Origin of the sequence: Neobacillus sp. PS3-34 (assembly GCF_030915465.1) — a bacterium.
In the GTDB taxonomy this organism is placed as follows: domain Bacteria; phylum Bacillota; class Bacilli; order Bacillales; family Cytobacillaceae; genus Neobacillus_A.
This window is the reverse complement of sequence record NZ_CP133267.1, coordinates 2,859,984-2,879,610: the sequence shown is the minus strand read 5'-3', so window position 1 is coordinate 2,879,610 and position 19,627 is coordinate 2,859,984. Positions and strand designations below refer to the sequence as shown.

Below are 19,627 nucleotides of genomic sequence, written 5' to 3'. Positions count from 1 at the left end.
CTTTTCCTCGTTTACTCTTTAAAACTATTATAATGCTTTTTATGAGTCCTTTTCTACTTACAATTTTGAACAAAGTTATAGAAAAAGGAGAGGTCACCCTCTCCCATAAAATTACTTCAATAATTGAAGAACGCCCTGAGGCATTTGGTTTGCCTGTGAAAGCATGGCCTGTGATGCCTGGTTCAAAATATTGTTCTTTGTGAAGTTAGACATTTCAAGTGCCATGTCAAGGTCACGAACACGTGATTCAGAGGATGTTACATTTTCACCCATCGTTTTCAAGTTGCTTACTGTGTATTCTAAACGATTTTGGATCGCACCAAGGCGTGCGCGTTCTGATGAAACTCTTTGAATGGCATCATCATACAGAGTGATCGCTGCCTGTGCTTTTTCATTGCTCGTCACATCAATTGCATACTCCGGCGTATTGGCAGAGGTTCCATTATCCGCACCTGGAATCGCAGTATACCAAACCTTTTGTGTCTTTCCATTCAGAAGGGTCGTATTTTGCTCAGTATCCCCGCCTTTGTCGGAGCTGATTTGCAATGCTTTTGAGCGCATATCATTAATCTCTAATGTTACCGTTTGACCAGCATTCGCACCGATTTGCATATGGAGGGAATTATCCTGGCCAGTACCTGATTCCTTTATATCAAAAGAGAATGAGCCCTCTTTTACAGAAGCACTATTTAAAATTAGCCCTTCAAATCCATCAAAAAGGCCAACTCCTCCAGCTGAATTTGCTGGAAGTGCAACCGGTGCCTGATTATCCATGCTGATTTGGTATGCAAATGCATCAGCCGGATCAGTAGTTGAGAAGGTGATCGCTTCTCCGTCAGCCATCGAACCAGCTGACTTGATATTAAATTGAAGGCCAAATTGATCGAAAGGCTGGCCTGCATCGAATTGAGCTGTCTTTCCGCTTGTGCTTGTTAATGTAAATTGATCAGCAATAGCCGCATTGACCGTAAAATCGAACTGACCTTCCGTAAGGTTTGGTGTATCGAACTTCATGCCGCCATATCCAGCAAAGCTGCTTGTACCTGTAGTAGAAACTGGATTCCCAGAACCAAGCACGTTCGAAGCGATGGTTTGCTGCGTCCCATCAACGTCCATAATGAAGTCATAGGTTTGATCAGCTTTTGTCGTCTTGAAGGTAACAGAATCACCTGCTGCCATCGATAAACCATTTGTATCAAAGCGTACTCCGTGGCTGCTGAAAGGAGCGTTATCCGCAACTGAATCAGAAATAGTCAATGGATTGCCATTTTTATCTGTACCAGTAAAATCAACCTGCCAGCCTGAAGCATTTTTAGTAATCGTCCAGTCACCTGTTCCGACATTTGTATCAACAGTTACTGGGTTCGTAAAATTCGGGTTCGTTCCGAATCCATTCTGTTTTGTCGAAATGGAACCTGCTGCAGTGCCAAGTGTAAATTCCATCTTGTCCCCAACAGTAAAACCAGACGCATCATTTAAAGTAAACTGCAAGCCGTGATCGTTATATGCTGAACCTACTGTGTAAGTATCATTAAACGTATTAGGGTTGTTGTTGATTTTAAAGGTTCCTGGACCTGTCATTTGAAGTGTGACAGTATCACCGTTTTGAACGGCAGGTGTGCCATTAGCAACGCCAAACGCAATATTATCATTTGCGAAAGATGCTGATCCAGAGCTTGTAATCGTTAAAGCATCACTAGTAGATAAATCAATATCATATGTAGAAACGCCGCCTGGGAAACTTGACCCTTTTGCTTGTGCTGTAAGTGTAACATGGTGATCTCCTGCAGACACATTTGCATCCGTAGGAATGCTTGCCGTAATTCCGGTTGCAGAATCTACAAGAGTAGAAGTACCATCGGAGAATGATGGGCCTTGTCCTTTATCAAGTGTTAAAGTCCAGTCATCCGCTTGAACGGCTGAAGTTACACCAATTTCCCCGTCAGCCGCATCACCATAAGCGCCAAATAGTTCTGTATGTGCTTGATCATTGATATTGTCAGGGTTTGCTTTTCCAGCAGCTGACTTTGTAACGGTCATCTTATGGGTTCCAACAGTAAGAACTTCACTGTTGTCAATCGCTAGATTTAAACCTGTTGTTGTGTCAGCAAGAGTAGGTGTACCGTTTCCAAAGGACTTGCTGCTCGCCTTAAAGGTATTCAGTCTGCTTCCATCCAGCAATTTACCCGTGTTGAATTCAGTTGAATTGCCAATCCGGTTTACTTCGGATGTCAGCTGGTTGATTTCCTTTTGAATTTCCAGGCGGTCGGAATCCGTATTGGAATCGTTTGAAGCCTGAACAGCCAATTCACGCATACGCTGCAGGATTTCGTGTGTAGACGAAAGGGCACCTTCAGCAGTCTGTACAACAGAAATTCCGTCTAAAGCGTTCCGCTGTGCCATATCAAGACCGCGGATTTGGGATCTCATTTTTTCAGAGATGGCAAGGCCGGCAGCATCATCGGACGCACGGTTGATTCTTAGGCCTGAAGATAATTTTTCAAGGCTTTTTGAGGTATTTTCATTGTTTACCGCGAAATTGCGGTATGCATTTAATGCGGAAATATTATGATTTATACGCATATTGGGTCTCCTTACTATCTATCAAATTGGATTTAATATTATGATCTCATGATGCTATTTTCATAGGCAGAGACTCGTTTTGAAAGTGTAGATTGGACAGGCGATTTCTTCTTCATTGCCTCATTCCAAGCGATCGCAATCGGCTGGATGATCTTCAATGCATTGATTAAAATCTCATTGTCTTTAAGGATGTTCGCCTCAATGAGCATATTCGCCATATAGTTATATAGGGTATCCAATTGTTCAGCAATGGGCCAGCCTCATATTTAAGTCCGACACCCAATCGATGAAGAATATCATTCGCATTTTGGATTTTTACATTTGCCTGCAGATAATTCTTCGCATCAATTAACTCAATGGATTCTTCTAGATTTGAAATAATTCCTTCATATAAAATAGCCGTTATCTCCTGAGGGCTCTTTTTATATAAAATTTCCTTTGTCAGGACTTCCATCGGTGTACCTCCATTTAGTCATCACTAAATCTATTATCGGCCGATTATCGACAAAATTTAATAGTTTTCGTCTAATTTTTCCAGCAAAATGAATACCTCGGCAATCACTTCATACAATTGCGGAGGTACGGTTTCGCCTAAATCAATTTGAAGGAGATTCTGAATGAGCGTTGAATCCTCCTGAAGATGGATATTGTTTTGCTTTGCAGCCTCGATAATCTTCTGGGCAACAAGCGCTGTCCCCTGCGCAACAACGACAGGTGCGCCACCTTTTTCCTCATCATATTTAATGACGGCAGCAGAAGGGCCATTTAGGTGTTTTCGGTTCTTCATATTAAAATATTGGCCGGTCATATTGTAAAATCATATCCCTTCTCTGTATAGACCGGTGTAAAGCCAGCCGGTTTTTCAGCTTCCAGTTTGGCGTTTTCTTTGCTATCTGCAAAAGGCTTGAATTGTATCGCTCCGACATTATAGCCGATTCCCTGCAGGCGCTCTTTAGCCTCATCTGCCAGCGGCTCAACTGCATCCTTAATGTTCTCTCTGTTATTTTTAAAGGTAATCGATAAATTGCGATTTACCGCTGAAATGCTAATTCCAATCTCACCGAGCTTTTTCGTCTCCAGCACAAAATACAAGCTGCAGTTTTCCCAATCAATCTTTTCGCCCTTTTTCTGTGAATTCACATAGATTTTCACATTTTCAGCTTGCTTGTCTAATAATAGTGGCATCTGCAAAAACATATTTTGCAGTCCGGATGCATCCTGTTTATTTAACAGCTGCTGTCCGGTAATATTGGCGAGGGCTGGTCCACCGGAAGCTTCGACTGGCTATCCGTTTCAATCATCTTCATTAAGATGGACTTTAAATTAGCTGGCATTTCCTGCTTGTCTATAATGGCATTCGCTGAATCCGTCTCGTGCGTGAATCCCATCTTTTTAATGGTTTCAAAAATATGCCTTGCACCAGACTCTTGATCAGGTAATGGACGGAGTGCTTTTTCAAGCATTGCTTTAGGGGAAAGTTCATCTTCTGATTTGAACGATAGAAGATTTTCCTCTGATACAAAATGCTTTACTCTCGTGTCGGATGGCTTAAAAATGAGCTTGTCCAGCACACCCTTTACTTCTTTTACAATTTGATTCGCTTCAGTGATATTTCCTTTAGTTAAAAGATTTTTTGCCTCGGCAAGCTTCGAGCTCGCAGTCAACATTTTTTTCTCTGTTGTCATGTCCGTATACAGCATAAAATTGCCCTTTAAAATGGCGTTATCCAATTTACTAATGATCGCTTCAAGCATTTGCTTTGCAGGTACAAGGCTTCCTGGCTTATTTGCCTCCATTAATCTGGAGGCTGAATCCAAGTTCCTGCTCATTTCCTGCCTCATTTTTTTAAAATCAATGGCCATTTGCGAGAGCTTTTTGGTAATCTCAGTGACTAAAAGATTTTGAGAATGAAGATGCAGCGTCTGGACCGCTTCATTGATTAAGTACTGCTCCGCTTTTGTCAGTGTCGGTTCGTCGTTTGCTTTTTTGAGCTGAGGATAAGCCTCCTCCAGCTTGCTGATGCTATTGGCCAATTCCTTCCGTGCAGCCAATTCCCTGCCCTGTCCTGTTAACTGAACAGCTTTTTCAAATGCTTCCTTTAATCCAGTCAAATCGATAGCTGCTTCTGAATTGCCTTCGAGCAGGGGCTGAATTCCTTTAAGGACGTTTTCCATTGATGGCTCTTTTTGAATGAGCTTCATCGCGCCTTTAATCGCCCGGAACGGATCCCCAGTTTCAGAATCTGCCATGGAAGCAGTGAGGCCTTGAGCTTCAGGAAACACCGATTCGGCCAGCTCCTTCAGCCATTAATCCCTGCAGTGCAGATAAGAGCTTCATTGTTCCAATCTTCTCAAGCTTCTGCGCTTCCTCAGCAATTCGTCCCTTGCCAGCCTGTGTGATTTGCAATGCTTTTTTTATAGCCTCAATGGCTTCTTTGTCTGATGATGGATTTAAAAGGGAAAGGACTTTCTCAGCGGCAGCTTCCGGTTTTCCGCCGTTTTTAATTTTGGCGATTGCATCCTCGATGACTGCTTTTAAATCCGGCTTCGTCCTTGTCTGCGACGGATTTACCCTTGCTTCAACAGGTTTGATCTCAAGCGGACCGTCAAACAGCTTCGACAATGTTTCGGTTAACGCCTCTCCATGCAGAGCTGTATTGATTGCTTGCAATTGCACCTTGGTAAACTCTATATTTTTTTGCTGCATAACTTCTATCGTATCGAGCTTGTCCACTATCGTGCCAGAACCGTTTTGTAAAAAGTCCTGTAAGGTGGCAATCGTATCCTTTGTGACACTTCCCCCTTTTGAAACGATTAGTCGGACGGCTTCTTTTAGTTCAGGTTGTGCTATGGAGTCAAAGCCAGCTTTTTGCAGGATATTATCGATTGTTTTGCCTGGTGCTGCCGGGCTTGCCTGATTTGTGACCGGTTTTACGGTCAGCTGTCCATTCTCGCCTTGCTGGGTAACCTTGACCAATACACGGTCATCTGTTGGAATTGGTCCATCAAACTTAACCTTAAAGTCCTGGCCTTTGATGGTAACCTGTGCCTCATTATTCTCAGACCTCTCCTTAATCACAATCGAGCTGACGTCGCCAATTTTAATAGAAGAAACTGAGTTGTCCTTTACCATAACCGCAGTTTGCGGCATAACACTCCGGCTAATATCCATATCCAACACTCTCCGTACCATTTGTCTACTATTTGTATCGGCAACTTCATCGGAATTTCAAATGAGAAATAATACCTAATAAAGTGACAGAAATCATCCAGTTTATTGCCAAACTCTTACTTTTTTCTGATAGAATGGAATAATGAAGAAAAATGTCGATTCACGGTACGGAGGAAGAAATGTTTATACGCAATAATATACCTGCTCTAAGAACACTCAACGAATCTATCAAAAATCAGAAAAAGAGCAAGCAGGCTTCTGAACATTTATCCAGCGGCCTAAGGATTAATCAGGCGGCTGATGATGCAGCGGGACTTGCTATTAGTGAAGGAATGCGGGCACAGATTCGAGGTTTAATGCAAGCCGGCCGCAATGCAAAAGATGCCCAATCAATGGTTTACACAACTGATACTGTCCTGGGTGACATGACGGATTCGATACAGCGGATGAGAGAATTAACGATCCAATCCCTATCGGACACAGTTACAGACGAGGACAGAATGCAAATCCAGAAAGAGTTCCGCCAAATACAAGAAACGATTACAGGAATGGCAGACCAGACAGCATGGAATACCAAACCTGTTGTGGAATCCCACTTCCCGTCATATGCCCAATTAGAAGGAAATCGTGTGATTAAAGATCCTATAAAGATAATCGACGGCTACAACAATGATTTGGAAATCGTGGTAGATGGTACATCAAAAAGGGTGAATATCCCTGCCGGAGTTTATTCATTAGAAGAAATTTCAGACACGATGGACGATCAATTAGTAGGGTTTACGCCGGAGATTATCGTGGATGTTACAGAAGACAATACCTTGACCCTGCAGACAGAAGGCGCTTCCTCCATCGATTTTATCCGTGGCGGCGCTTCGTCTTTATTTTACGAATATACACTTGGGACTCCGCCAGGCATGATTATTGGGACAACCAACTTTCCTGCCGGCTCAAAATTAACGATTCAGCAAAATAAAAATGACAAGCTGACCTTTTTTGCAGGCTCCAATAAACAATACGAAATACTTTTCCCGCCAGGATCCTATGATAAGGACCATATTATTGACTATGTTAATCAGCAGCTTACTGCAAAGGGAGAAAATAATGTAAAAGCGATTCCTTATGGTACAGGAAACATCGCCATTACCTCCGACAAATATGTCATTACAGGCTTAAGCGGAAATATGATCGAGATTGATGGGATCACTTCTGTCATTTACGATATCGCAAAGCAGGGAAATGTATATAAAACACACGGATATTACTACGGTGATGCCAATATTTCCAATGGCGTCCCAATTAAACGCGGGCAGAATGATACATTGAATATTCAAGTGAATAACGGATACTATCAAACCATTAATCTCCTGAAAACGGGAGAAAATGAAATCACGCTTGGTCCTGATGAACTTTTAAAAAGGCTCAACAGCCAATTTGATTCCAAGGGGATGAACCTTACCGCTTCAAATAATTCGGGTACTTTAAGAATTGACAACAATCTTTTCGGTTCCATTAGCAAAATAAATGTCAGCACGGCTTCACCGGCGTATGACACATTATTTAAAGAGGTATCGACTTATTATTACACCCCTTATATTTATAACGGCCAAACAACAACTGCACAAGTACAGGGATCCTACGGTATTGGCGATCCTACCGTTATTAACAGTGGAAATAATAAGTTAACGATGACGGTCGACGGCACGACTAAAACTCTTTTACTAGAAGAAAAATCGTATACAAAGCCCGAGCTGGAAGCGGAAATGAATCAAAAGCTCACTGATGCCGGTTTTAATGTAAAAGCATCATTACAGGATGGCTCAAACGGAAAATCAGCACTTTCAATTAGGTACATTGAAGATGGAAAGGGCTCCATCTCTATAAATAACACGGTGCAATCCACTGCCTATCAAACTCTTTTTGGCGGCACAATGGTGAATCCTCCTTATTTGACAAGCGGGACCACCGGCGCACCGCAATATCCGCCTGAAGGAGAAGCAGGAGACCCGATTATCCCTACTACACCTGCCACAGCGCAGGGAAGAGTCGATTTATCATCAGGAATAACCTTAACGGACGATAATAATAGTTTGTCCTTCACTTTAAACGGCGCCACAAGTACGGTTAAGCTGGCAAATGGCTTTTATACTGCCCAGAAGCTCGTTACTGAATTAAATAATCAGCTTGACCCTAATCTTGTTAAAGCTTCTTTAACATCGGACCAGCGTTATCTGATGCTAACCACTATAAACGAAGGCAGCGGCCAGTCGTTTCAGAGTGCAAGCGGTGTCGGAATGGAAACGACATCCATTAGTACTCCCTCCAGCTTAAACTCGAGTGGAAGCAAAACTGTTACATCTGTAACCGGCCAAACGCCAATCCCATCACCATATACGATCGATGGGACAAATAATCAATTGTCCTTCAATTATTTTCATGAAGGGACAACCAGTAAAATCGATGTAACGCTTGATGACGGAATATATGGCGGGATTGCGGCTGTCACCGATGAACTAAACGAAAAGCTGACAGAAGCATTTCAGAAGCTTGGCTTTACTGATCCCGGGCTTCCAGAGGTATATGCAACTCCTAATAATCAGCAGATTGAGCTAAGGACAAAGGAAGCAGGCAGTGATTATTCATTTTCTAATTTAACTGGAAGCTTTTATAAACAGGCGATGCAAAAATATACGTACATCCGTAACGGAGGCGGTTCATCTGGCTATACTTACAACAATACACCTGCTTTCATAGTGGGAAGGGAAACGATAACGGATAAAAATATCGTCATTAATCCAAACGTTAACGACCGGCTGACGTTTGATTTTTATAAAAATGGCACACAAGCCACGTTTCAATTAACGCTTGCACCCGGAGCCTATAATGCCGGCAGTTTAGTCAATGAACTTAATAATCAGCTGAAAAATGAACTGAAGAAACAAGGTTTTCCGGAAGATACGTTAGCCATGCAAATTGGCGGGATTGAAAGTGGAACAAATGTAGATGATGCAGGGAAACTCGTAATCAAATACCAAACTGTTGAGGATGGCCGGAATGATACAGGTACATACCGGATTGACGGGGTTCGCGGGAACGCAGCCTATACCTTTTTCTACCGGGCACAGGGTGATCCTGCTCCCTCCTTCACCATCGGTGCGGTCAATTTGAACCCAGGCGGCGCCACTATTGAAGAAGACAAAAATGATACCTTCATCGTGGATGTTGATGGCGAAAGTAAAACCATGAAACTGCCAGCAGGAAAATATCCAGCGGACCAATTGCTGGCAACACTGAACAACCAGCTGGCTACTGCTAAATCAGGGCTGATCGCTTCCTATTACGAAGGGAAGCTAAAGCTGAGCACTCAAGAGGTAGGCCAGATCACCATTGATTCCGTTCGAGGGAACGCAAGGGATACACTATTTTATAAAACTGAATCAAGAAAAGATGATCCTGAAAATACGATTCAGGTCGGAGCAAATTCAGGACAAACTCTTACGATTGATAAAAGCAGGGTAAACGATAAATTGCTAAGGATCAACACGATCATGATCCATACCTCAAAAAGCGCAACCAAAGCGCTATCAAGGCTGGATACAGCTTTAACATCTATACTAAATGAAAGAACAAAGGTTGGAGCATATGAGAATCGCCTCGATACAATCATTAAAGCAAATGACCAGTACGAGGAAAACATCGTTTCAGCCGAGTCACGAATACGCGATGCCGATTTAGCAAAGGAAATGATGGAAAAAGCCAAAAGCGATTTATTGGAACAAGTCAACCAATCCATCATGGGACAGGCAAATTCCTTACCGAAAAATGTACTTGAGTTGTTAAAGTGACACTTACCATAAAAATAACCCTCTCCGTAAGTTGGAGAGGGTTATTTCTTATTCTTTCACTGTTACTGTTGTATGGCCGATCACTAAGTAACCATTCAAATAGCAGCGGAACTCTAATGCCTGTTGCCCTGTTTTCCAGGTGAAACTTGAACGTTCAAATTTAAACTGCCCCTGTTTGACTTGATTGTAATAGCCATTATTGCTATTCAATGCTTTTACGCCATTTAATTGCGCTGTGTTTAAATCGAATCCGCTAACCGCAAATCCATCTGGTGTGCTTGCGCGAAGTGTGAACACTCCATTATTCCCTTTGATCACATTTGGGGTTACCTCAATGGATGCTGGGATATAAACTGTAAATTGTTTTTTAAATACCTGAGTGTTCCCAGCCGCATCCGTTGCAAAAATGGTAAGTGTGTAAACACCTGGTTTATCCAAGGTAATCTGGTTTAGCCTATTTACAGCTTTACCAATTGTCTCGTTAGGCGTAGTTAAAAATACTTCTTCCTTCGAAACGCCTGATAATAAATCATTTGTATCATAAGTTAATTTTAACGTGCTGCCCAATTCGTATAAGTCATTGAAATATGACTTAATAACTGGTGCTGTTTTATCGATTTTTACTTCGATGTTTTTTGTTTCTTCTTTATTGCCAGCTTGGTCTACTGTGTAGAAGGAAACTTGGTTGATGCCTTCTTTCCCAATAGTGAACGAGGTACCTTCTACAAACACTGAGCCGTTGATAGAGTAATAGGTTTTAGCTACACCACTTTGGCTGTCAGATGCTGATAGGTTTACCTGCACAACTTCGTTCACCCATGCTGCAGGTGCGTCTGATTTTGTTTCTGGAGCTGTTTTATCGATTTTCACTTCAATTGTTTCGGCTTCTTCTTTATTGCCAGCCTGGTCTACTGAATAGAAGGAAATCTGGTTGTTGCCTTCTTGGGCAACTGTGAAGGATGTACCTTCTGTGTATTCTGAGCCGTTGATAGAATAATACGTTTTAGCCACGCCACTCTGGCTGTCAGATGCTGATAGATTTACTGCTACATCTTTGTTCACCCATGTAGCAGGCGCGTCCGCTTTTGTTTCAGGTGCTGTTTTATCGATTTTTATTTCGATTGTTTTAGCTGCTTCTTTATTTCCTGCCTGGTCTAGTGAATAGAAGGAAACTGGGTTGATGCCTTCTTTCCCAATAGTGAACGAAGTACCTTCTACAAACACTGAGCCATTGATAGAGTAATAAGTTTTAGCTACACCACTTTGGCTGTCAGTTGCTGATAGATTTACCTGCACATCTTCTTTCACCCATGCAGCAGGTGCGTCCGCTTTTGTTTCAGGTGCTGTTTTATCGATTTTCACTTCAATTGTTTTAGCTGCTTCTTTATTTCCTGCTTGGTCTAGTGAGTAGAAGGAAACTTGGTTGATGCCTTCTTGGTCTAATGTGAACGATGTACCTTCTGTGTATTCTGAGCCGTTGATGGAGTAATACGTTCTGGCTACTCCACTCTCGCTGTCAGACGCTGATAGAATTACCTGCACATCTTCGTTCACCCATCCTGAAGGTCCGTCCGCTTTTGTTACTGGTGCTGTTTTATCAATTTTTACATTGATCGATTTAGCATCTTCCTTATTTCCTGCCTGGTCTACAGAGTAGAAAGAAACTTTGTTTACACCTTCTTGGTCTACTGTGAAAGATGTACCTTCGACATAGTCTGAGCCGTTGATTGAGTAATAAGTTTTAGCTACTCCGCTCTCATTGTCAGTAGCTGATAGATTTACCAGCACATCTTCTTTCACCCATGATGTTGGTGCGTCTGATTTTGTTTCTGGAGCTGTTTTATCGATTTTCACTTCGATTGTTTTGGCTTCTTCTTTATTGCCTGCCTTGTCTACTGAGTAGAAGGAAACCTGGTTGATGCCTTCTTGATCTAATGTGAATGATGTACCTTCTGAGTATTCTGTGCCGTTGATGGAGTAATACGTTCTGGCTACTCCACTCTCGCTGTCAGATGCTGATAGATTTACGTGCACATCTTCGTTCACCCATGCTGAAGGTGCGTCCGCTTTTGTTACTGGTGCTGTTTTATCAATTTTTACATTGATCGATTTAGCATCTTCCTTATTTCCTGCCTGATCCACTGAATAGAAGGAAACCTGGTTGATGCCTTCCTTGTCTACTGTGAAGATTGTACCCTCTACAAAATCAGAGCCATTAATTGAATAGTAGGTTGTAGCAACGCCGCTAGAAGTATCCGCCGCAGTTAGTTCTCCAGTAAAAGATTGGATAAAGCTGCCTGGCAACTCCTTCACACTTGTTATCGGTGCGGTTTTATCAATCATTACATTAACGGTTTTCACAACTTCAGTATTTCCGACTTTATCAACAGAATAGAAGGAGAGTTTATTGATGCCTTCTTTTTCAACTGTGATGGAAGTACCTTCGACAAACGGCGCATCATTCAATGAATAATAGGTTTTTGCAACACCTGTATCATTGTCCGTTGCACTAAGAGTTACTGTCTGGCTGTTTTTGCTCCAACTGGATGCAGCATTTGACGTCGTAACAGGTGCCTGTGTATCCGTGATTAACTTCGCAAGAACAGTATTGGACGGTGCAGATTCACCGAATGAATTACTGTAGGAAGTCACATAATACTCATGATTTTTATAAGAAAGATTTGTTAATGTGTAAGATAAATTGTTTACGTTCTTTGCCACTAATACAGGTGCACCGTCTACCAATTCATATACATTATAATTATTGGCATAGGTAACGAAGCCCCATGTTACTGTAGCGCTCGACGGCAATGACACTTTAACAGTTGCAGTTGGCGGTTGCATTACCGGATAAACAATGTTTTCTGCTGCAGTATTTGATAATGCTGACTCGCCAAAACGAGTATTGTACGCCGTTACTTGATAGGAATGCGTTTCTTCGGTTAAGTTATAAATTTTATAAGTTAAAGCAGTTCCCTTATAAACTAAAACTTTGGAGTCGCCTTTTAACTCGTAAACTCGGTATTCGTTTGCCCATGTAACTGAATTCCATGTAAGGGTTACATTGTTGGCATTAACAATCGTCCCCTGAAGCACAGGCGGCTGAACGACTGGCCAGGTTAAATTGAAATTAATAAAGCTTCCTTCCAGTGATTCGCCAAAACGGTCACTATAGGAATGAACCACATAGCTGTAATCACCTTCTGGCATATTAGTAAATGGTGTTGATGTTCCAGTGACAGTTCTAATAAGGACCATTTGGCCATCTTTGATTTGATACACCTTATAGCCTGTCGCATAGCTTGCTGCAGTCCACTTCAATGTAAAATCGTTGCCGTTTGCAATCGTATTTGTGGCTCCAACAGGTGCCTGCATGATTGGGAATACCAGTGTAAAAGTTACAGTATTACCCTCGACTGATTCCCCGAAGCGATCACTATATGAATGGACCTCGTAGGTGTAGTCGCCTTCGGGCATATTAGTGAATGGTACAGAAGTTGCAGTTGTAGTTTTCACTAATGTCTTTTCTTCACCCACTACCTTGTATACTTTATAAGCTGTTGCGTAGGTTGATGCTGCCCAGCTTAGGTTAATATCATTGCCATTTATGATCGTTTTTGTAAAAGTTGCAGGTTTTTGCATTTCTGGATAAACCACAGTTACGTTTGTCGCAGTACCATCAGCTGATTCTCCAAAACGGTCACTCAACGTGCGCACTTCATAGGAATGATTGCCCTCTTTAACATTTGAAAATGAAGTAGTTGTACCAGTAACAGTTCTTACAAATTGTTTTTGTCCATCAATAGTTTCATAAATGTTATAACCAGTTGCGTAGGTAGCCGCCGTCCACCTTAAAGTTATATCATTTCCGTTAGAAATACTTGATGTTAAATTCGTTGGCGCCAGAAGCGCAGGGAAAGTAACAGTAGATTCCACACGACTGCCTTCTAGTGACTCCCCAAAGCGGGTGCTAAAAGAACGGACAACATAAGTATGAGTTCCTTCAGTTACTTTTGAAAGAGTGATTGATGTAGAAGTTACAGTGTTTTTCAACACTTCCTGTCCATCAATAATTTCGTATACCTTATAGCTGTTTGCAAATTGAACTGCATTCCAAGTCAATGTGATATCACTGATATTCTTGATTGTACCGGTGAAATTCCCTGGTGCTTGCATATCAGGATGAACAAGGGTTAATTGCAATTCTGCTCCCTGTGGTGATTCCCCTAGCAGGGAGGAATAAGAATGGACCTCATAATTATATTCGCCCTCAGGCTGATTTGAATAAGTAACACTTGTAGCTGAAGTATTTGTCTGCAGCAATTTAAGACCATCAATAACTCGATAAATCTTATAACTAGCTGCATACTGTACAGAATTCCATGTCAGTTTAATATCATTTCCATTTAATATTGTGTTGGACAAATTCAATGGTGTTTCCAAAGCCTGTCCGGATAAATTAATCGTTACAAGGCTACCATCTTTAGACTCGCCAAAACGGCTTGAATAAGAATGAATTTCATACGAATATTGCCCAGCTGCCATATTGCTAAAAGAGACGGTCGGACTAGATACTGTACTTTTCAAACTTTTGGTTCCATTTACAACCTGATATACCTTGTAGTTTGTTGCAAATGGCGATGCATCCCAAGTTAAAGTAAAGCCTGTTGGACTTGTTATATCTGATAATGTATTGGCTGGTGCCGCCATTACAGGAAATACAAGTGAAAAGCTAAGAGAAGCTCCTTCTGCTGATTCTCCAAAACGGCTATTGTAGGAATATATCTGATAGTTGTAATCCCCTGCAGCCATATTCGTATATGTTACAGAATTAGTTGTTAGCGTGCTTTTTAAAACCTTTTGGCCATTTACAATTTGGTATACCTTATAATTCGTTGCATTCGCAACCGGCTCCCAGGATAGAGCTATATCATTTCCATTAAGAATTTGGTTAGCGAAGCCAGCCGGTTTTCCCATTATGACTGGATCAATTTTTGCAGTCACTTGGCTTCCTGTATCGGATTCCCCAAAGCGACTGCTATTAGAGGTGACCTCATAAACATAATCGCCTGCAGGCAAATTTGTAAAAGAAGCAGTTGTGCCTGTAACGGTGGTCTTTAATACTCTCTGACCTTCAACAATCTGGTAAACCTTGTAGGAATCTGCATTAGAAGCTACATCCCATGTTAGGACAATATCATTTAGGTTTTGAAGTTTCGCTGCTGTATTATTAGGCGGTGCCATTGTCACTGTACTTACACTTAAACTAACCTTAGTTCCTGTCACAGACTCACCAAAGCGGTCACTATAGGAGTAAACCTCGTATGTAAAATCTCCGCCAGGCTGGTTGGTATAGGTAACCGTTGTACCAGTGTAGGTTCCTTTTAAAACCTTTTCACCATCTATTAATTGATAAACCTTATAGGCTGTTGCATTAGCAGCAGTTCCCCAAGTTAACACGACATCATTAATGTTTTGAAGCTTAGATGTTACAGTGCTTGGCGGAACCATCGTTATTGGACTAACAGTTATTGAGGCTGTGCTTGCTTTTGCAGAAGCTCCGAATCGATCGCTGTAGGAATAAACGTTGTATGTATAATCCCCTTCAGGCATGTTTGTGAATTTAGCACTAGTGGATGTAACAGATGTTTTAAAGACTTCCTGCCCGTCGATCACCTGATAGATTTTATAGCTATTTGCATAGCTCGCCGCCTGCCAGCTCAAATTTATATCGTTTCCATTCGAAAGGCTTTTGGATAAATTTGCAGGCTCTTTCATGATTGGAAAAACTACATTTACATCCAACGGAGCTGTTACCGGAGATTCACCGTAAAGTGAATTTTCCGCTGAAATAGAAAACGAATTTTTTCCTTCAGGTGCATTAACAACGGTGAAAGTACGGGAAGTTGTCGTTGTTAAAAGCTTTTGCGTCCCATCGGAAAGCTGTTGGTAAACCTTATAGCTCTCTGCATACTGAGAGGCTCCCCAACTCAGTACAATATCATTTCCATTTTGAATGGTATTTGTCAGAGTGGCTGGTGCAGCCATTGATGGGTATACAATGTCAACATCTATAGGTGCACATGGCCCTGACTCTCCGTCCGTGCTCAATGTTGAAATAATATAGCTATATTTACCTTCAGCCAAATTATTTAAGGAATAATTGTTGGTTTTTGAGGTACCCAGCAGCACAAGCTGCCCCTCTTTTATTTCATAAATATTGTAGCCAGTTGCACCGTAAACAGCACTCCATACCAGCTTTCCATCGTCTGGCGTGGATGCCTGATAGGCAAGATTGCTTGGCGGCAATAGGACACCACTCTCAGCTGCAAATGCCGTTCCGATTGGAGAAACTACTTGAAATACCAGGAATAATAGCACTAGAATTGAACTAAATTTGCGCTTTGTAACCACTTAATCTCCACCCTTCTCGTGAAAAAAGGCATAAAAAAAGAACCTCAAACAAGGTTCATAGTAGTACAGCGCTATGATTTCCTTGCGGCAACCGGCTACCATCCATGAGAATATAGTCCTCATGGTTCAGGCCCTTGGCTTTGCGTCTCATAGTTTCCTATGATTTGCCTTTTTCACTTGGTTAATTATGACTATAAATCTATAATAATCCTAAGCCAACCAATAATAAATAGGATAAAGTGCCTATAATATGATAAAAAAAGACTGTTTTATTGAATTTTTTTTCTAATTTATCAGTTTGTTTTTTGATATTTATAGTCTATGTGGAATGGAAACATATAAAAGCAACGAAATCTTCATATATTTTTAAAAAAAATTGCCACTTCACCTATGAAAAATTACCCATCCTATCCGATATATAGAAAGATAGTAAATGATTTTGTGGGGTTGAAAACGAATGAGGCTAAATAGCCAATATGAAAATAAATTCTTTGAAAATAGACGTAATAAAGTAAATGATAAATTGCAAAAGGCAACAAGAAATGCTTCGTCAGGAATGAAGGTACAAGGGGCAGCTGATGATGCAGCTGGATTGGCCATTTCAGAAACAACTAGAGCGCAAATAAGAGGATTGGCACAGTCACAACGTAATATTCAGGATGGTATTGCACTATTAAAAACGGCGAAGATGGATTGATGAAGACAAATGAAGATGTGCAAAGATTGTATGAAATCTCCGTTATGGCTGCTAATGACACAATGGACGACGACTCCCGTTCCGGATTACAAGTCGAAGTAAATGAATTACTTTCTTCGATACAGCAAACAGCAGATACAGTTCAATTTAATACACATAATCTTCTAGGATCGAATAGTAGGCAGGATAAACTTAAAAAACTCAGCTTCCAGATCGGTTCGGGTTCAAATCAAAATATGACAATTGATTTAATAGATTTAACAACAGGAAGTTTAGGACTTTCTAATGCCTCAGTGGAGACAAGAGATACAGCTAAACAGTTACTGCAACTTTCACAAAATGTCATTACAAATATTGCAGGACAGCTTACAAGACTTGGTTCCCAATATTCTGCACTTGAACATAATCTTGATAATTCAATGGTTCTCCAATATAACTTAACAACCATTGAATCGAATATTCGGGATGCTGATATGGGTAAGGAAACTATGCTACTAGCCATAAACAAAGTCCTTACTGAAGCCACATACTCTTTGCATAAGTTTTCTGATGATCAAAAACAACATTTTGAAAAAGTACTATTTGAATAATAAACAACTAGAACCTATTCGTTTAAATAGGTTCTTTTTTTGTAAGGATTTACTTTAAATTTTCTTATACATGGTCTATTATAAGAATAAACAGAACGTGCGTTCTTATTAAAGAGGAGTGAGAAAAATGTTATTTACTCAACTCACAGATATCCAAAAAAACATATTAATCGCAAGCATAATTGCAGATGGAGAAATTACGAAACTTTATAAAAATAGTAGGAGGAAAAACAATAATTATAGGGAACATTTTGGGGAGATGCAGAAAAGTTACCGAATTTGGAAAGCTAATTTTTTTGATGGCTTTCTCTACCTCCGCCAAAACAGTAATTATTTAGTATCTAAATCTGATAATTTATTTACGAATTTGTATAATTTTTTTTATAATAATGAAGGAAAGAAAAGAATTCCTCATGAACTCCTACAGTATTGCACTCTTCCCCATTTTTTATCTATTCTTTATTTAGACGACGGTTCATTATGCATCTCTAAAAGAATAAATAAACAAAAAAAATTGATATATTTAACGCCTCATATATATTTGTATCTACAAAATTATCCACTTAATGAGTTGAAAATACTTAAAGAACATATCAGTAAAATCTTTGGATTTAACTTTTGTTTAAGCAAAAGAAAAGATGGTTTTGGATATATACTAAAATTCACGAAAGTAAATGATACGCTACGGTTCCTTTGCTTTATCAAGAGTACTGTTGAAGATTGCAGAGAGATGGAATACAAATTTAATTGGTTCACGCGTTTAAGTTTTGAAAGAAAAAAGCTGCTTATGGAATACCCTGGTTACGAAATTCTTTCATCAGATTCGGGAAGGTGGAGAAATTACGAGGATGAAGAGATCAAAAAGATTATTTACTTAAAACGAAATGGGACCAAAGATAACGACATAGCTGCTGAATTAAACCGTTCCTACTGGTCAATCGTATATAAAATCCAATCATTAAGAAAGGATGGACTCCTTTAATGGGGTCCATCCTAAAATAAAGATTAACGAAGAAGTTGAAGAACTCCTTGTGGTTGTTGGTTGGCTTGCTTTGCCGCTGTACCTTTCGGTTACAGAATAGACTATATCTTCACCCTTATTAATAAAATAAGGAGCTGGGCACTTCGAACAGCATTTGCTGCCCTACGGGATTCATAATCATAGCATTATTCAGCCTTAGATCGTTTTCCCTAGTCGTTGAACCTTCTCCACTCTTTCGAGACAGGAGCTTGGCTGCTGATTATCCATTGTTCTATCTTTATCATTTTCAAACCTTCACGCTGACCGTTTCCAGTTACGCAGTGGTTGATAAAGCTTTAGGAAGTTCCAGCAATTCACCCAGTTATACTCCAGATCGTTGCCAAACTGGACGCCCTAAAATCAATTACTTCAAGAGTTGTAGTACTCCTTGTGGCATTTGATTTGATTGAGCCAACATTGCTTGTGCTGCTTGACCAAGAATAGAATTCTTAGTTTGGTTCATCATTTCCTTAGCCATATCAACATCTCTTACTCGTGATTCTGCAGCAGTTAGGTTCTCAGAAGAGTTGTTTAAGTTATTAATTGTGTGTTCTAAACGGTTCTGGTACGCACCTAACTTAGATCTCTCAGCTGAAACAGTTTTAATAGCAGTATCAAGTGTTGTGATTGAAGCTGTTGCAACAGCAGTGGTAGAGGATAGGTCAATAGCACTTGTAGTCTCATCATCAGCAGTGGCAACTGCTAATCCAGTTTTAGCCTGCATGTTTTCAAAATTAATTGTCATCAATTGGTCTTCATTTGCTCCAACCTGGAAATTGATATCTGTTCCGCCACTTTTATAAGTGCCATCCATAAGAGTTTTAGAGTTGAATTGTGTATTGTTAGCAATTCGGTTAATATCTTTTGCTAGTTGATCAGCTTCAGATTGGATTGAAGTTCTATCCTCTGTAGTATTTGTATCATTGGAAGCTTGAACTGCAAGTTCACGCATACGTTGAAGGATGTCATGTGTTTCATTTAGCGCACCTTCAGCTGTTTGAATCATGGAAATGCCATCTTGTGAGTTACGAGAAGCCTGATCCAAGCCACGGATTTGGCCGCGCATTTTTTCGGAAATTGAAAGACCAGCTGCATCGTCACCTGCACGGTTAATACGAAGACCAGAAGATAATTTCTCCATTGACTTTGATTGAGCGTTTGTTGCAGTGTTCAATCTGTTGTAAGTATTTAACGCTGCAAGATTGTGATTGATTTGCATTATGTGTTTCCTCCTTGAATTTTAAGTTCACGTCCTTGTGAACTGTTAGATTAGTTGGAGTCGATAAGGTCGGCCGCCCTTATTCCCTCT

The 19,627-nt window shown here is 40.6% G+C and carries 10 protein-coding genes, 2 pseudogenes and 1 riboswitch; of the genes and pseudogenes, 4 read left to right on the top strand and 8 right to left on the bottom strand.

Annotated features, from left to right (window positions below):
- Window positions 1-111: 111 nt before the first annotated feature.
- From RCG23_RS14805 to RCG23_RS14780, 6 genes and pseudogenes are all read right to left on the bottom strand, one after another.
- Window positions 112-2,583 (bottom strand): flagellin N-terminal helical domain-containing protein, encoded by a 2,472-nt coding sequence (locus RCG23_RS14805; RefSeq protein WP_308176345.1) that lies wholly within the window; start codon window positions 2,581-2,583, stop codon window positions 112-114.
- 38 nt (window positions 2,584-2,621) lie between these two features.
- Window positions 2,622-3,037, bottom strand: a pseudogene (gene fliS / locus RCG23_RS14800) (flagellar export chaperone FliS).
- 57 nt (window positions 3,038-3,094) lie between these two features.
- Window positions 3,095-3,391, bottom strand: coding sequence for an EscU/YscU/HrcU family type III secretion system export apparatus switch protein (locus RCG23_RS14795; RefSeq protein ID WP_308176344.1), 297 nt, complete (start codon window positions 3,389-3,391; stop codon window positions 3,095-3,097).
- A complete protein-coding gene (locus RCG23_RS14790; protein ID WP_308176343.1) occupies window positions 3,388-3,780 on the bottom strand; it encodes a hypothetical protein in 393 nt (130 codons plus the stop codon). The genes RCG23_RS14795 and RCG23_RS14790 overlap by 4 nt, the downstream gene beginning before the upstream one ends.
- A 29-nt stretch (window positions 3,781-3,809) precedes the next feature.
- Window positions 3,810-4,865 (bottom strand): hypothetical protein, encoded by a 1,056-nt coding sequence (locus RCG23_RS14785; RefSeq protein ID WP_308176342.1) that lies wholly within the window; start codon window positions 4,863-4,865, stop codon window positions 3,810-3,812.
- Window positions 4,855-5,754, bottom strand: coding sequence for a hypothetical protein (locus tag RCG23_RS14780; RefSeq protein WP_308176341.1), 900 nt, complete (start codon window positions 5,752-5,754; stop codon window positions 4,855-4,857). The genes RCG23_RS14785 and RCG23_RS14780 overlap by 11 nt, the downstream gene beginning before the upstream one ends.
- Window positions 5,755-5,933: 179 nt before the next feature.
- On the opposite strand from RCG23_RS14780, the gene RCG23_RS14775 reads away from it, so the two are divergent.
- The gene (locus RCG23_RS14775; RefSeq protein WP_308176340.1) at window positions 5,934-9,596 is read left to right on the top strand and encodes a flagellin N-terminal helical domain-containing protein; all 3,663 of its coding nucleotides are present in this window, start codon (window positions 5,934-5,936) and stop codon (window positions 9,594-9,596) included.
- A gap of 48 nt (window positions 9,597-9,644) precedes the next feature.
- Here the strand turns inward: RCG23_RS14775 and RCG23_RS14770 are convergent, their stop codons facing one another.
- Complete coding sequence (locus RCG23_RS14770; protein ID WP_308176339.1) at window positions 9,645-16,010, bottom strand: OmpL47-type beta-barrel domain-containing protein; 6,366 nt, start codon at window positions 16,008-16,010, stop codon at window positions 9,645-9,647.
- An 83-nt stretch (window positions 16,011-16,093) separates the two neighbouring features.
- Window positions 16,094-16,189: riboswitch (cyclic di-GMP riboswitch) on the bottom strand.
- A 278-nt stretch (window positions 16,190-16,467) separates the two neighbouring features.
- Between RCG23_RS14770 and RCG23_RS14765 the strand changes: the two are divergent.
- The 3 genes and pseudogenes from RCG23_RS14765 to RCG23_RS14755 all read left to right on the top strand — a co-directional run.
- Window positions 16,468-16,817 (top strand): annotated as a pseudogene (locus RCG23_RS14765) (flagellin); the annotation flags it as partial.
- Between the two features lie 126 nt (window positions 16,818-16,943).
- Complete coding sequence (locus tag RCG23_RS26015; protein ID WP_374049856.1) at window positions 16,944-17,297, top strand: flagellin; 354 nt, start codon at window positions 16,944-16,946, stop codon at window positions 17,295-17,297.
- A 127-nt stretch (window positions 17,298-17,424) separates the two neighbouring features.
- Window positions 17,425-18,279 carry a DNA endonuclease gene (locus tag RCG23_RS14755; RefSeq protein WP_308176336.1) on the top strand — a complete coding sequence of 285 codons (855 nt, stop codon included), beginning with the start codon at window positions 17,425-17,427 and terminating at the stop codon, window positions 18,277-18,279.
- 403 nt (window positions 18,280-18,682) lie between these two features.
- On the opposite strand, the gene hag is transcribed toward RCG23_RS14755, so the two are convergent.
- On the bottom strand, window positions 18,683-19,537 hold the full coding sequence (gene hag, locus RCG23_RS14750) for a flagellin Hag (RefSeq protein WP_308176335.1): 855 nt from the start codon (window positions 19,535-19,537) through the stop codon (window positions 18,683-18,685).
- Window positions 19,538-19,627 lie beyond the last annotated feature (90 nt).